This is a genomic window from Azospirillum sp. B21 (assembly GCF_008364825.1).
Lineage (GTDB): Bacteria > Pseudomonadota > Alphaproteobacteria > Azospirillales > Azospirillaceae > Azospirillum.
Map to the genome: position 1 here is coordinate 77202 of NZ_VTTO01000004.1, position 14611 is coordinate 91812.

The following is a 14611-nucleotide window of genomic DNA, read 5'->3' on the forward strand; positions in this document are numbered from 1 at the left end:
CCCTCACCCTAACCCTCTCCCCGGGGGGGAGAGGGGACTTTGGGCAGAGGGGGTATCCGCCGCGCCACCAGAAACTCCCCCTCCGGGTCATGCGCCGCGAACCGCTGCTGTGCCTTACCACGGTCGGCAACGGCGTAGCAGTAGACGCAACCGTGCGGACAGCTGTCGTAATCGCCGATGTCGCGGCTCTCCGCGCACAGGCAGCCGGACCGGTTACCCTTCTCCCTTGCCGCCACCGGATACCCCGCCACATCCGACAGCCGGACCGCGTCGACGCAGCGGGCCGACGCCGTGCCGGGGGTGTCCACCAACTCCGGCTGGGTGCAGAGCGTCAGCGCCATCCCCTCCCCCGCAGCGATCCCGGCCAGATCCGCCAACAACGCGCGCTTCTCCCCCGCCTCCGGGTCGCGCCAGCCGATGCCGGCGGCGGCAAGGTTGCGGGCGGTCTTGCGGTAGGGCTGCAGGAAGGACACCACCACCTCGTCGGACACGCCGCGCAGTGAGCGGGCGATCCGGGCGAAGGTCTCACGGTGCCAGTCCGACGGCGTGGCCTCGGTCAACGCGATGGGGTCGTAGCGCCAGACCACCGCGCGCGGTCCCCAGCGCTCGCGCACCCGCGCCATATGGCCAACCGCGGTTTCCCAAGCGGGAACCGAACGCTCCAGCGCAGTCGGCAGGCCGGTGACGCTGTACTGCACGACGAAGGGAAAGCCGCGCTCCGCCACCCTGTCGAGCGCGCCGAGAAACGGCCCCAGATTCTTGGTCCAGAAGATGAAGCCGTCGACCGCCGGCCGGGTCAGGTCGATGCGGTAGGTCTGGCCGCCATAGGGATTGACCATCCGGCAAAAGCCGGCGTCCAGGCGGTTCAGGAACCAGCGCCCGTAGAAGGCGGGAATGTCGGTCTTGTAGCTGGCGGAGATGATCATGCAGCCAGCATGGGAATGCCGGCCCGCCGCATCAAGGGCGGGCCGGCATCATCCACAGGCGGACCTTACTGAACGGCGCGGACTTCGACCACTTCGGGGATGTAGTGGCGCAGCATGTTCTCGATGCCGTGCTTCAGCGTGGCGGTGGAGCTGGGGCAGCCGGAGCAGGCCCCCTTCATCGCCAGATAGACCACACCCTTCTCGAAGCCCTGGAAGGTGATGTCGCCGCCGTCCTGGGCGACCGAGGGGCGGACGCGGGTGTCCAGCAGTTCCTTGATCTGCTCGACGATCTCCTCGTCGTCGGCGTTCGACGCCGCGGCATGGCCGTCGCCGCCGTCCTCCAGCAGGACCGGGCGGTCGGCGGTGAAATGCTCCATGATGACGCCGAGGATCGACGGCTTCAGCAGGAACCAGTCGCGCGCGTCCGTCTTGGTGATGGTGATGAAATCGGCACCCAGGAACACGCCGACGATGCCCTCGATCTCGAACAGGCGTTGGGCGAGCGGCGAACGGGCGGCATCCTCGCGGCTGGTGAAGTCGGCGGTGCCGCGTCCGAGCACGTCACGCCCCGGCAGGAACTTGAGAGTCGCCGGGTTGGGCGTCTGCTCGGTCTGAATGAACATGGTCTGGTCCTCCATCGGCGGCGGAATGGAACCGCCGGCGCGCCCGGGATTGGGCCGCGGCACGATTGGGGGAAATTTGGGCCGAAACGCCGGGCGGATCAAGGACCCGGGCTGTGTGGGTATTCGGCATCCGGCATGCGCCGCTATCCTTACCTGCGTGGCGTCAGGTGATCGCGTCGAGCGCCTCGTTGCTGAGGCCGCCGGGGACGATGGTCAGCGGGATGCGCAGGCGCCCGAGCCCGCGGCCGGTGTAGTAGGAGATCAGCGGGCCGGGACCTTCCGGGTCGGTGCCGGCGGCGAGGACGAGGATGGAGATGCTGGGCTCCTCCGCGATGAGGGCCAGCACCTCCTCCAGCCGGTTGCCTTCGCGGACATAGAGCGCCGGCAGGGTGCCGGTCAGCTGGTTGACCTCGCGCGCCAGTTTCTGCAGCTTCTGCTCCGCCTCGGCGCGCTGTTCCTCGCGGATCAGGTTCTCCACCGCCAGCCAGTGCTGCATCTCGCCCTGCTCCAGCACAGTCAGCAGCGCCACCTTGCCGCCCGACTTGCGGGCGCGCAGGCAGGCATAGCGCAAGGCCACCTTCAGTTCGGGGCTGTCGTCGACCACCACCAGGAAGATGCGCACGGGCGGGGGAGTCTGCGTCGCGTCGGTCATCTCGGTTACCCTCTCGGCTTAGACCCGGCGGAATGCGGCGCCGGCCGCCCAGCCGGCCGCGATGGCGCCGATGACGGCAGCCACCCCGTAGGTGACCGGGCGGTTGCGGGCGAAGTCCGACACTTCGGCGCTGAACCCGATCTTGGATACCACCAGCGGCGTGGTCTGGGCGCTGACCACGTCGCCGTCACGAATCAGCAGGGCTTCGACATTGTACAGCCCTGTCGGGACATTGGCCGGAAAATAGATGTTGGTGCGGAACAGCCGTTCGCCCAGGAAGGCGACCTGTCCCATGGAGATGGCATACAGACCCTGGCGCTGCTTGTTGCGGATCAGCGCGCTCCGGTAGGCGGCAAGCTGTTCCGGCGGCAGGGTGGCGTCGGCCGGCAGCTGCAGCTGCGGCAGGCCCAGCTGGTGGCGCTCCAGCACCGGGCGGCCGACCAGCTGGTCGAGCGGGCGGCTGACCGCCACCGTGTAGAAGCTGGGCACCTGGTCGAAGCGCAGGCTGTCGGTGTTCATCCACATGCCGGCCACCCGCTCCTTCCGGCGGACGGTGGCGGGCGCCCGCGGGCCGGTGACGACGATGGCGACGTCACCCGCCCCGTCGGTGGTGCCGAACAGCACGACTTCCGTGCCCGTGAAGCCGGTGGTGATGGCGATCAGGTGGCTGGACAGGTCGGCGACCAGCTGCTGCGCCCACACCGTCGCCGCAACCGTGCCGCCCAGCAGCAGCCCGGCCAGCGCTGCCGCCCCCTGGACCAGCCTGCGTTTGCTCAAGCCGGCCATCACCGCACCCCCATGGTCAGGGTGAACAGGTCGTCGGGGCGCGAGAACAGGTCGAAGGCCAGCTTCAGCGCCACCGCCACCACGATCGTCGCCAGCGCCAGCCGGGCGGTCTCGCCGCGCAGGCGGCTGCCGGCCTTGGTGCCGAACTGGGCACCGACCACGCCGCCGATCAGCAGAAGAAGCGCCAGCATGGCGTCCACCGTCTGGTTGGTGGCCGCCTGCAGCAGGGTCGCCGCCGCGGTGGTGAAGATGATCTGGAACAGCGAGGTGCCGGCGACCAGACCGGCGGGCATGTTCAGCAGATAGATCATCGCCGGCACCAGAAGAAAGCCGCCGCCGATGCCCATGATCGCCACCAGCATGCCGCCGACCGCCCCGATCCCCGCCGGCAGCAGGGCGGAAATGTAGAGCTTGGACCGCTGGAACCGCATCTTGAACGGCAGGCCGTGCAGCCAGATGTGGCGGTGCAGCTTGCCTCGCTTTGCCGTGGGGGCACGGCGGCGCAGGATGGCGCGGCTGCTTTCCACCAGCATCATCCCGCCGATGGTGCCCAGGAAGAAGACGTAGGACAGGGTGATCGCGATGTCGATCTGGCCCAGCCGCTGCAGGATGCCGAAGATCCATACACCCACCGCGGTGCCGACCACGCCGCCGCCCAGCATGACGACGCCCAGCTTCACATCGACATTGCCGCGCCGCCAGTGGGCGAGCACGCCCGACACGCTGGCGGCCACCAGCTGGTTGGCCTGGGTGCCGACGGCGATGGCGGGGGGAACGCCGATGAAGATCAGCAGCGGCGTCATCAGGAAGCCGCCGCCCACCCCGAACATGCCCGACAGGAAACCCACCAGCCAGCCCATGCCGAGCACCAGCAGCGCGTTGACCGACATCTCGGCAATCGGCAGGTAGACTTGCATGGAGGGGCGATCTGTCGGAAGCGGCGGGACCGGCAGCTTACCCGAGCCGGCGCGGTGGCGGAAGACCACAGCGGCGGCCTTTGGGGCTAGACGTCAGGACACGACCTCAGGACACCGCCGCGTGGAAGAACACCTGATAGCCCGCCTTGTGCGGGAAGACATGCTCCGCCTCGCGCCGGGCGGACTGCATGTCCAGCGCATGCACCACGATCCGGTTGCCATAGCGCCAAGCCGGGTTCACCGGCTTCCCGGCGGCGCGGGCGGCGGCGGCGACGGTGGTGTCGTACTGCACCTCCGCCCGGAAAACGCGCCGGTTGGCGGCGGGGGTGCCGAGGATGCGCAGGAAGACCGGCGGCTCCTTGTCCAGCGTATCGATCTGGCGCTGAAGATGGTTGACCCGCTGTTCGGCGGCGGACAGGCGGCCCGTCGCCTCCTCCAGCCGGCAGGTCAGGTCGGCCAGCGCCTCCGCCTCCGCGCGCTGGCGTTCCTTCAGCGGCAGAACCGAGCGCCGCATCCGTTCCAGCCCGGCCGCCCGTTCCCAGCCGCGTCGGAAGCCGACCCAGCTCAGGTGGCACAGCACCGCCAGCGCCGCCACCAGCGGGACCACCGAGTCGAGGATCGTCCGCACCGCCTCCATCACCGCACCATCCCTGCGCCTTCATGCTTGCCTTTGGCACGTCCGTTGCTGAACCGCCGACAAGCACGCAGCAAGGAGCGTGCCGGAGGGACGGATGGGCAATGGGTTGCGCGCGGACGGCAAGACACGGGGGACGGGGCGATGACGTCGGACGCGCCGCTGCTGCTTGTCCTGGAGATGGTGATCCTGATGGCCTGCCTCAGCTGGATCACCGTGTCGATCATCCGGATCGGCCACCGGATCGCCGCCGTCCAGCGCCGCAAGTCGCAGCTGCGCCAGGGACGGACGGAGCTGACCCAGACCACCGAGGCGCTGCGCCGCGACATGCGCCGCCATGAGGCCGAACTGCGCCAGACGGAAGAGGCCATCGCCGTGCGCGCCGCACAGGCGGCGGAACTGCAGAGCCGGCTGAACGACCTTCGCCGCCACGGCCCCAGGGAATACACGCTGCTGAACGAACGGTTCGGCGACAAGGACCGGCTGTGGCTGCTCACCGTCCCGCGGCCGGACCGCCCGGAACGCTGGGCGGTGGCCGCCCCGGACAGCGGAACGGCGATGGCGCTGCTGTGCGCCAGGATCACCGTGCCGGAAAGGCCGGTGCTGGACGACCAGCTGAATTAGTCCAAAACGGAACCGGCCGCAGTTGCAGAATGCAACGCGGCCGGCAACGTGGTCGCGAAATGACGTGCAATTCGCGCTTACAGAACGCCCTTCGAAGCGACCAGATCGCGCAGGTTCACCTCCGGCCGGGCGCCGACATGGCTGATGATCTCCGCCGCGGCGATGGCGCCCAGACGGCCGCAGACCGCCGGCGACAGGCCGCGGGTGTAGCCGAACAGGAAGCCGGAGGCATAGAGGTCGCCGGCGCCGGTGGTGTCGACCACACGCTCGACCGGCTCCGCCGCCACCTCGACCACCTCGCCGCCGGAGACGATGACGGCGCCCTTCTCGCTGCGGGTCAGCGCCGCGGTCTTGCCAAGCCGCTTCACCGCGGCCAGCGCGTCCTCGAACCGGTCGGTGCCGTAGAGGGCGCCGATCTCGTGCTCGTTTGCGAAGAGGATATCGACGTGGCGCTCCACCAGATCGACGAACTCGGCATGGTGGCGGTGGACGCAGAAGCTGTCGGACAGCGACAGCGACACCTTGCGTCCGGCGGCATGGGCGATCTCGGCCGCCTTGCGGAAGGCCTCCTTGGCGCGGGGCGGATCCCACAGATAGCCTTCCAGATAGGTCACCTGCGAGCCGGCGATCACCGCCTCGTCGATATCCTCCGGCCCCAGCTCGACGCAGGCGCCGAGATAGGTGTTCATCGAGCGCTGGGCGTCCGGCGTGACGAGGATCAGGCAACGCGCGGTCGGCGCCCCGGCAACCAGCGGCGCGCTGTCGAAGGCGACGCCCGAGGCGCGGATGTCGTGGCGGAACACGTCGCCCAGCTGGTCCTTGGCGACCTTGCCGATATAGGCGCCGCGGCCGCCGAGCATCGCGATACCGGCCATGGTGTTGCCCGCCGAGCCGCCGGAGACCTCGACGCCCGGTCCCATGCGGCCGTAGAGCTCCTCCGCACGGGCGGCGTCGATCAGCGTCATTGCCCCCTTCTCGATGGTGTTGGCGGCGAGAAAGGCGTCGTCGGCGTGGGCGATCACGTCCACGATGGCGTTGCCGATGCCGGTGACGTCGTAGGCGGACGCGGCCATGGGCTCTCCTGATAAGGTCTGGCGGTGAAGGCGATGTTGCGGCGCGAGTATAACCGCGGGCGCCCACATCACAAGTGCGGCTCCTGGAAGCACTCCCGATGTTTCCCGGCTGCGCCCGTGGCGGCAGCGGCTTGCATGATGAAAGTGACTATGCCACTGTCGCCGCCATGCGACGCACCCGACTGACCGATGTCCCCTGTCCGATCGCCCGTGGCCTCGACGAGGTCGGGGAATGGTGGTCCCTGCTGATCCTGCGCGATGCGATGCGCGGCCTGACACGCTTCGACGAGTTCCAGCGCAGCATCGGGCTCGCCACCAACATGCTGACCCGCCGCCTGCAGGCTCTGGTCGAGGCCGGGCTGCTGGAGAAGCGGCCCTACCAGGAACGCCCGCTGCGCCACGGCTATCATCTGACCGACAAGGGACGGGATTTCCTGCCGGTGCTGGTCGCCATGGCCGACTGGGGCAGCCGCTGGCTGCTGCCCGGCGGAACGTTCCGGCTGGTCGACCGCGAGACCGGGCAGCCCGTCGACCCGGTGCTGATCGACCGGAACAGCGGCGAAGCGGTCCGGCCGGAGCGGCTGCGTCCGGAATTGACGATCCCTGCAAAGGACGAAACGCAATGAGACGAGTCGTGGTCACCGGTCTGGGGGCGGTCACACCGCTCGGTGCCGGCGTGATGCCGAGCTGGCGCGCCGTTCTGGACGGGCGGAGCGGCATACGGGCGATAACCGGGATCGATGTCGCCGACCTGCCCTGCCGCATCGCCGGCCAGGTGCCGGAAAGCGGCGATCCGGCTTCCGATGCCGCTTTCGACGCGGATGCGATCGTGCCGCCGAAGGACCAGCGCAAGATGGATCGCTTCATCCTGCTGGCGCTCGCCGCCGCGGAGGAGGCGGTGTCCGATGCCGGCTGGCGTCCGGCGGACGCGGAGGCGCAGGAGCGCACCGGCGTGCTGATCGGCTCCGGCATCGGCGGCCTGCCGGCACTGGCCGGGACGGCGCTGACCCTGCACGAGAAGGGGCCGCGCCGCATCTCGCCCTTCTTCGTGCCGTCGATGCTGATCAACCTCGCATCGGGCCACGTGTCGATCCGCTACGGCTTCCGCGGACCGAACCACGCGGTCGTGACCGCCTGCGCGACGGGGGCGCACGCCATCGGCGACGCGGCCCGGCTGATCGCCATGGACGACGCCGACGTCATGCTGGCCGGCGGCAGCGAGGCGGCGCTCTGCCGGCTCGGGCTCGCGGGCTTCTGCGCCGCCCGCGCCATGTCCACGGGCTTCAACGACGACCCGGCCCGCGCGTCCCGCCCCTGGGATCGCGACCGCGACGGCTTCGTGATGGGCGAAGGAGCCGGCGTGCTGGTGCTGGAAGAACTGGAGCATGCCCGACGGCGCGGAGCAACGATCTATGCCGAGGTCACCGGCTATGGTCTGTCGGGGGACGCCTACCACATCACCTCCCCGGCGGAGGACGGCAATGGCGCCTTCCGCGCCATGCGCGCTGCGCTGAAGCGGGCCGGGCTGGCGCCGGAGGAGGTCGATTACGTCAACGCCCACGCCACCTCCACCCCGGCCGGCGACCCGGTGGAGATCGCGGCGGTCAAGCGGCTGTTCGGTCCGGCGGCGGCCGGCCTTTCCATGTCCTCGACCAAATCGGCGACCGGCCATCTGCTGGGGGCGGCGGGTGCCGTGGAGGCGATCTTCGCCATCCTCGCCCTGCGCGACCAGGTGGCCCCGCCCACCCTCAACCTGGACGCGCCGTCGGAGGGCTGCGACCTGGATCTGGTGCCGCTGCGGCCGAAGGAGCGGCGTATCCGTCATGTCCTGTCCAACAGCTTCGGCTTCGGCGGAACCAACGCCGCGCTGGTGTTCAGCCCCGTGACGTGACGGGGGTGACGGAAGGGGGGACTGGAACCTGGAGCCCGGCCACCGTAGATATGCGGGCGGCCGCGCGCCCTTCCCCCACCGCCTGACGGACCGCCGATGATCCGCGCCCTTTTTCTTGCCTTCTCCCAGCTGACCGATCCCCGCGTGCGCCGGGTGGTGTGGACCGGGGTGTTCGTCTCGGCGCTCGCCTATGCGCTGCTGGCCGGCGGGACGTGGTGGGCGCTGTCGGTGACGCCGCTCAGCGGCTATGTCTGGCTCGACACCATCATCGACCTGCTGGGCGGGCTGGGGGTGCTGGTGGTGGCGTGGCTGCTGTTTCCGGCCACCGTCGGCATGGTGTCGAGCTTCTTCCTGGACGAGGTGGTCGAACGGGTGGAGGCGCGCCATTATCCCGCCCTGCCCGCCCCGCGCCAGGCAGGCCTGCTCGAGGAACTGGCGACGGCACTGCGCTTCCTGATCCTGGTTCTGGCGATCAACCTGGTGGCGCTGCCGATCTACATCTTCGCGCCGGGCCTGAACCTGATCGTCTTCTACACCGTCAACGGCTATCTGCTGGGCCGGGAGTATTTCGAGATGGTCGCCCACCGGCGGCTGGACCGGACGTCAGCGCGGATGCTGCGGCGGGCCCGGCCGCTGAAACCTTTTTTGGCCGGGGTCGCCATCGCCTTTCTTTCGACAATCCCCTTCGTCAATTTGCTGGTCCCGGTCGTCGCCAGCGCCTTCATGGTTCATGTCCTACAGTCCATGTCGGCTCCCCTTGCGGCGGGCCGGACGACCGTGATACGCCGCTAGGCGGCACGGCCGCACACCGTCGCCTGCCCGGCGGCGCCCTTCCGGCACCGGGCCTCCAGCCCTCCGGCCCATCCCGCCACCCGTAGTCCAGATTGGGGGAACCGCTCATGCTGTTCGGACGAAAGACTCCGCCCGCCGCTCCCAAGGCCGACAGCCCCGCCCCACCGCAGCCGGGTGCCCGTCCGTACGCACCGGGCGAGGCCGGCGCCGTCTCGTCGCCGCTCGCCTCGCTGAACACTCCGGTTCCCGGCCAAATCCCTGGGCACATGCCCGGACAAATGCAGGGCGGCGACCCGACGTCCGCCGTCGCGGCCGGCGCCGCCGCACCCAGCATGGCCCACGCGCTGGCCGATGCGCAGCACGCCGCACCGGCTTATCCCGATATGCCTTCCGCCTCGAAGGGACCCGACATGAACAGCATTCCCAAGCCCCCGACCGCGCCGTCCGTGCCCGGCGCCGGTTTCAAGACCGATGTGCCGCGCCGCGTCGTCGACATGCCGGGCTCGGCCCCGCGCCAGCCGTCGATGCCGGTCGCCGCCGCTCCGGTGCCGCCCGCCCCGGCCCCTGCCCCGGCAATGCCGGAGCAGCGCCGCCTGACCGTCGGCCGCGACATCTCCCTGACCGGCGAGATCGGGTCCTGCGACGTTCTGGTGGTCGAGGGCACGGTTGAGGCCAAGCTGCGCGAGGGCCGTCTGGTCGAGATCGCGGAGTCCGGCCTGTTCAGGGGCTCGGTCGACATCGAGGAGGCGGACATCGCCGGCCGGTTCGAGGGCGACATCGCCGTCCGCGGCCGTCTGACCGTGCGCTCCACCGGCAAGATCACCGGGTCGATCCGCTTCGGCGAGCTGGCGGTCGATGCCGGCGGCCAGCTGATCGGCGACGTCCAGATCTACGGCGCGGGCACCAAGCCGGCCGCCGCCCCGGCCCCCGCCCAGGTCGAGCAGGCCCCGACGGCCGAAGCGGTCTGAACCGCACCGGACACAGAAAAGCCCGGCTGGCTCCGCCATGCCGGGCTTTTTCGTGCCCCCGACTTCGTTTGTGGGGCAAGAGGTCAGGCGATGACCTTGTCCTTGAAGGCGCAGAGGTCGGCCACCGGGCAGATCGGACAGTCGGGCTTGCGGGCCTTGCAGACATAGCGGCCGTGCAGGATCAGCCAGTGATGGGCATGGCGGCGGTAGAGCTTCGGCACCGCCTTCAGCAGCTTGGCCTCCACCGCGTCCGGCGTCTTGCCGGGAGCAAGCCCGGTGCGGTTGCCGACGCGGAAGATGTGGGTGTCGACCGCGATCGTCTCCTCCCCGAAGGCGACGTTCAGGACGACGTTGGCGGTCTTGCGGCCGACGCCGGGAAGCTGTTCCAGCGCCTCTCGGTCGCGCGGCACCTCGCCGCCATGGCGTTCGATCAGCAGTTCCGACAGGCGAATGACGTTCTTGGCCTTGGTGTTGAACAGGCCGATCGTCTTGATGTACTGGCGCAACCCCTCCTCGCCCAGCGCCACCATCTGTTCGGGCGTGGTGACGATTTTGAACAGCGGGCCGGTGGCCTTGTTCACGCCGACGTCGGTCGCCTGGGCCGACAGCACGACGGCGACCAGCAGCGTGTAAGGATTGACGTATTCCAGCTCGCTCCGGGGTTCCGGGTTGGCGGCGGACAGGCGGCGGAAGAATTCCTGGACGGCGGCGGGCTTCATGGCCGCCACCATAGCCGCAACGGCCGGGGTTGCGCCAGAGCCGGGGAAGCAAGGTGCCGGGATGCGGCGAACCGACCCAAACTGCAGCGCTGCATCGCATTTTGCGACAGAAATGGAGAGAAATCACGCCAATCCAACAGAATTCGTCGCAGGAATGGCCCTTCTCCCCGGATCCAGCGGTGGCGTATGATTTGCTGGTCGGCAAGACACCGGCCGAACACCTCCGCTCGAGCCATGGATCTTCGTGGTTGTATTGCTCGGCCGGGATAAGGGTGTATGGATATGACCGCTTCTTATCTTGTGGAAGTCACGGACTGGGGACTGCACGTCCGGTTGCAGGGGTCGCTGTCGATCGACCAGCGCGATGCCGTAGCCCGCCAGGTGGAGGTGCAGTGCGCCAACCTGGACAGCCGCGGCACGCCATGGAGCAGCCTGATCGAGTTCGACCGTTTCGAAATCGACGACTTCCGACCCGAGATCGTCGTCGCCCTTATGAAGCTGGCCCGGCGCTGCGGCCAACTGCGCTGCGCGGTGGTGATGACCGACTGGCATTGGGCCTCGGTGATGGCCGATACGATGATCGCCGCCGGCACCGACGATCAGGCACGGATCTTCGTTCAGGCGGCAGGCGATACCGCAGATGCGCTGGAAGAGGCTCCCGCCGACGGGATGCCGGCCGGCGATTTCACCAGGATGGACAGCGCCATGGCCTGGGTGGTGCACGGCGGCGTGGTGCCGATGGTGTCGAAAGCGGCATAACCCCGCCGTTCCAACACTTATTCGGCGGGGCGCTTTTCAGCGGGCGGTTTTCAGCGGCGCACCGGTCGTCTAGTATTGCCGCCATGCCCATCGACATCTCCGACTCCCGGCCCGGCGACCAGCCCCCCGGCCGGCCGGACGGCCAGGCCGGCGACGCTCCCAAGGGGGATCACGCCGGCAGCGGTCCCGTGCGCGTGTTCTTCGATGCCATCCTCCATCCCCACCGCAGTCTGGGCCGCAACGGCTACCGGGCGGTGATGGCGGTGGTGATCCTGCTGAATCTGGTCGTCGCCGGCATCTTCGTCGCCAACGGCGCCTGGCCGGTGGTTCCCTTCTGCGGGCTGGACGTTCTGGCGCTGTGGCTTGCCTTCCGCGTCAGCTACCGCTCCGCCCGCCAGTATGAGCGGGTGCGGCTGACCGAAACCTCCCTGACGGTCCAGCGGGTTCACTGGAAGGCGCCGGAGCGGCGCTGGTCCTTCCATCCCCACTGGCTGCGGATCACCCACACCGAGCGCGCCGACCACGACCGCCGCGGTCCGGCCGGTCAGGTCACGCTGACCTCACATGGCCAGTCGGTGGGCGTCGGCAGCTTCCTGACGCCGGACGAGCGCTCAAGCTTCGCCCGCGCTCTGGACGACGCGTTGCGCCGCTGGCGCCACCCGCCCTGCCCGCCGGCCCCGGCCGGGTAAGGATGTCGGGGAGCGAAGGCGACAAGGAAAAGGCACCAAAGAAAACGCCCGGCAGTGCCGGGCGTTTTCCTGTCCCTGAGGCTGGAGTCCGCGTTACGACCCCTGGCTGAGCGCCTCCGCCAGCGCGCGGTCTTGCTGGTTCTGGCCGACGACCAGCTGCATCGACTGGGTCGGCATGGCGATGCCCAGTTCGTCGAACTTCTTCTTCAGCAGGCGGTTGAACTCGCGGCTCACTCCCCACTGACGGGTCGGGCGGGTCTTGAACTGGGCCAGGATGTTGATGCCGGTGTCGGACAGCTTGTCGACGCCCAGCACCTCCAGCGGGTTCAGGATATCGGCGGCGAACTGCGGCTGGGCCTGCACCTCGGCACCCGTCTCCTTCAGCACGGAGATGATGCGGTCGGGATCCTCGCGGTTGGACACCGTGACGGTGAACAGCGTGACCGAGAAGTCCTTGCTCATGTTCTTCACGGTGGTCACGGCGCTGAACGGCACGGAGTGGACGGCGCCGGCGCCGTCGCGCAGCCGGATCGAGCGGATCGAGATCGCCTCCACCGTGCCGGAATGGCCGCCGCCGACATCGACCACGTCGCCGACCGACACCGTGTCCTCGAACAGGATGAACAGGCCGGTGATGATGTCCTTGACCAGCGTCTGCGATCCGAAACCGATGGCCAGACCGACGACACCGGCGCCGGCCAGCAGCGGTGCGATGTTGACGCCCAGTTCCGACAGGGTGATCAGCGACACCATCGTCACCAGCAGGATCAGGAAGGCGTTGCGCAGCAGCGGCAGCAGCGTGCGCATGCGGGCGCTGCGTTCGATGCGGGTGCCGTTCTTGTCGGTGGCACGCAGCAGATGCTCGATCAGCGCGCTCACCACCTCCCAGGCGACGATGGCGCCGGCCAGCAGCAGGCCGATGGAGATGGTGCTGCCGACGATGCGGCGGCCAGCTGCGGATTCGACCAGCCCCAGCGTGTCGACGCCCCAGCCGTTCAGCGCCGCGCCCAGCGCCACCAGCCAGATGATGATCTTGCCGATGCGCTGGACGATCGGGAGATAGTGGAAGGCGCGGGTGTGCAGCTGCGGCAGGTTGCCGGCCAGATCGCGGTTCATCGTCAGGCCGCGGCGCAGCGCCCGGTTCAGCCCGCCGACCAGCAGCCGGGCCACCACCACCGCCACCACCGTCACCACGGTGCCGCGGGCCAGATATTCGAAGCCGCCGTAGACGTTCAGCACCCAGACGCCCAGCGTCACCACGACATAGAGGATGGCAAGGACGTGCCAGATCTCGGCGAAGCGGCGGCGCGCGGTGCGCAGGACCGCCCCCTGCCCTTCCGCCTCGCGCCGGGCGGTGGCCAGCGGGTCGCCGTCGCCCGACAGCGGGTTGCCGCGCATCCACTCGGCCACGGCGACGCGGTTCTGCAAAATCAGCACGATCGTCATGGCGGCAAGCACCACGCCCAGCAGCTTCAGCAGCGCGCCATAGGCACCCAGCGGCAGGCCGAGCACATAGGCGCCCTCCGCCAGGAAATAGCCGTAGACCGCGACCGCGATCAGGCGGCGCGACCAGACGTAACAGCGGCGCGCCCCGGTGTCGCTGGTCTGGACCAGCCGCAGGTTGGGCGCGTCGGGGGCGAAGGTCATCCGCACCAGGATCAGCAGCGCCTGGGTGATGACGGTGGCGTTCACCACCGCCAGCGCCACCAGCCGCACCCGCGGCGCCGGTTCTGTCACCGACAGGATGGTGTAGGCGACGACGATGAAGCCGACGATCGGCGCCAGTTCCAGCACCGCGCGGCCGAGCAGCATGGGGATGCGCAGCAGGGCGGAGCCGACATGGCGGGAGGCCAGCGCATGGCGCGGCCGGGCGAGCAGCCAGGCGATGCCGCGGGCGGCAATGGCGCCGATGCCGAGGATCATCGCCAGCTGGACGGCAATTTGCACCCAGCGCTCGCGCGCCATGTCGTCCTGCACCTGCCGCTGCACCCAGGACAGGGCCCCCGGCAGGTCGGCGAAGACGTTGGCGACCTGCACCAGCTGGCGGCTGACCACGTCCATGCGCGCCGCCAGGAAGGCCAGCGCCCGGGCGCCGATGGTCTGCGGCAGCGCCGATTCGCCCTCCGCCTCCTTGGCCTGGGCCAGCCCGCGCTGGGCGGTGATCAGGTTGCGCAGCTGCGTGACCAGCTGCGACCGGGCGTCCTGGTTCTCCAGCGTGCCGACCAGCGCCTCCAGCTGCTGCACGGTCGCCTCATCGACCACAACCGGGGCCGCAGCCGCGGGGGCGGGCGCGGCGGCGGGTGCCGGAACGGCGCCGGGCACGGGCGAGGCGGCCAGCGCGGCCGGCCCCGCTCCGGCCAGCAGGGCCGCGAGCAGCAGGACGGCAAGGCCGCCGGACAGGAACAAACGCCAAGCGCGTGCCCAAACGCGTGCAGGGGGGTTTGCGGCGGGCGTTGCAGACCGGATCATCGGCAAATCACTCGGGTGGTCATCGGGAAGCGGGCGGTATGGAACGGGGCGGCGGACTGCGGCCGGCCGGCACCCTGGCGTGGAACTGT

General features: G+C 69.5%; 16 protein-coding genes. 7 read left to right on the plus strand and 9 right to left on the minus strand.

Annotation, left to right across the window (positions count from 1 at the left end; genetic code table 11):
* Positions 1-8: 8 nt before the first annotated feature.
* The 6 genes from FZ983_RS11390 to FZ983_RS11415 form a co-directional block, all read right to left on the minus strand.
* On the minus strand, positions 9-926 hold the full coding sequence (locus tag FZ983_RS11390) for a DUF1848 domain-containing protein (RefSeq protein WP_149223684.1): 918 nt from the start codon (positions 924-926) through the stop codon (positions 9-11).
* Positions 927-991: 65 nt separating this feature from the next.
* Positions 992-1549, minus strand: a complete 558-nt coding sequence (locus tag FZ983_RS11395; protein ID WP_149223685.1) for a NifU family protein — start codon at positions 1547-1549, stop codon at positions 992-994.
* A gap of 163 nt (positions 1550-1712) precedes the next feature.
* Positions 1713-2201 carry a universal stress protein gene (locus FZ983_RS11400; RefSeq protein WP_149223686.1) on the minus strand — a complete coding sequence of 163 codons (489 nt, stop codon included), beginning with the start codon at positions 2199-2201 and terminating at the stop codon, positions 1713-1715.
* 18 nt (positions 2202-2219) lie between these two features.
* Positions 2220-2987 carry a TIGR02186 family protein gene (locus FZ983_RS11405; RefSeq protein WP_149223687.1) on the minus strand — a complete coding sequence of 256 codons (768 nt, stop codon included), beginning with the start codon at positions 2985-2987 and terminating at the stop codon, positions 2220-2222.
* The gene (locus tag FZ983_RS11410) at positions 2987-3904 is read right to left on the minus strand and encodes a sulfite exporter TauE/SafE family protein (protein ID WP_149223688.1); all 918 of its coding nucleotides are present in this window, start codon (positions 3902-3904) and stop codon (positions 2987-2989) included. The genes FZ983_RS11405 and FZ983_RS11410 overlap by 1 nt, the downstream gene beginning before the upstream one ends.
* A 106-nt stretch (positions 3905-4010) precedes the next feature.
* Positions 4011-4541, minus strand: coding sequence for a hypothetical protein (locus FZ983_RS11415; RefSeq protein WP_149223689.1), 531 nt, complete (start codon positions 4539-4541; stop codon positions 4011-4013).
* A gap of 141 nt (positions 4542-4682) precedes the next feature.
* Here FZ983_RS11415 and FZ983_RS11420 point away from each other — a divergent pair, with 141 nt between their 5' ends.
* A complete protein-coding gene (locus FZ983_RS11420) occupies positions 4683-5162 on the plus strand; it encodes a hypothetical protein (protein WP_149223690.1) in 480 nt (159 codons plus the stop codon).
* A 77-nt stretch (positions 5163-5239) separates the two neighbouring features.
* On the opposite strand, the gene FZ983_RS11425 is transcribed toward FZ983_RS11420, so the two are convergent.
* Complete coding sequence (locus tag FZ983_RS11425) at positions 5240-6235, minus strand: adenosine kinase (RefSeq protein WP_149223691.1); 996 nt, start codon at positions 6233-6235, stop codon at positions 5240-5242.
* Between the two features lie 167 nt (positions 6236-6402).
* Here FZ983_RS11425 and FZ983_RS11430 point away from each other — a divergent pair, with 167 nt between their 5' ends.
* The 4 genes from FZ983_RS11430 to FZ983_RS11445 all read left to right on the plus strand — a co-directional run bounded on the left by FZ983_RS11430 (position 6403) and on the right by FZ983_RS11445 (position 9886).
* Entirely contained in the window at positions 6403-6861 is a 459-nt protein-coding gene (locus FZ983_RS11430; protein ID WP_149223692.1) for a helix-turn-helix domain-containing protein, read from the plus strand.
* Positions 6858-8126 (plus strand): beta-ketoacyl-ACP synthase II, encoded by a 1269-nt coding sequence (gene fabF, locus FZ983_RS11435; RefSeq protein ID WP_149223693.1) that lies wholly within the window; start codon positions 6858-6860, stop codon positions 8124-8126. The genes FZ983_RS11430 and fabF overlap by 4 nt, the downstream gene beginning before the upstream one ends.
* Positions 8127-8222: 96 nt before the next feature.
* Positions 8223-8918, plus strand: coding sequence for an EI24 domain-containing protein (locus FZ983_RS11440; protein WP_149223694.1), 696 nt, complete (start codon positions 8223-8225; stop codon positions 8916-8918).
* A gap of 107 nt (positions 8919-9025) precedes the next feature.
* Positions 9026-9886 (plus strand): polymer-forming cytoskeletal protein, encoded by an 861-nt coding sequence (locus FZ983_RS11445; RefSeq protein ID WP_149223695.1) that lies wholly within the window; start codon positions 9026-9028, stop codon positions 9884-9886.
* 83 nt (positions 9887-9969) lie between these two features.
* Here the strand turns inward: FZ983_RS11445 and nth are convergent, their stop codons facing one another.
* Positions 9970-10605, minus strand: a complete 636-nt coding sequence (gene nth, locus FZ983_RS11450; RefSeq protein ID WP_149223696.1) for an endonuclease III — start codon at positions 10603-10605, stop codon at positions 9970-9972.
* 282 nt (positions 10606-10887) lie between these two features.
* Between nth and FZ983_RS11455 the strand changes: the two genes are divergently transcribed.
* Both FZ983_RS11455 and FZ983_RS11460 read left to right on the plus strand, forming a co-directional pair.
* Entirely contained in the window at positions 10888-11364 is a 477-nt protein-coding gene (locus tag FZ983_RS11455; protein WP_149223697.1) for a hypothetical protein, read from the plus strand.
* An 83-nt stretch (positions 11365-11447) separates the two neighbouring features.
* Positions 11448-12053, plus strand: coding sequence for a DUF2244 domain-containing protein (locus FZ983_RS11460; RefSeq protein WP_149223698.1), 606 nt, complete (start codon positions 11448-11450; stop codon positions 12051-12053).
* A 93-nt stretch (positions 12054-12146) separates the two neighbouring features.
* Here the strand turns inward: FZ983_RS11460 and FZ983_RS11465 are convergent, their stop codons facing one another.
* Positions 12147-14459, minus strand: coding sequence for a mechanosensitive ion channel domain-containing protein (locus FZ983_RS11465; protein ID WP_188092300.1), 2313 nt, complete (start codon positions 14457-14459; stop codon positions 12147-12149).
* Positions 14460-14611 lie beyond the last annotated feature (152 nt).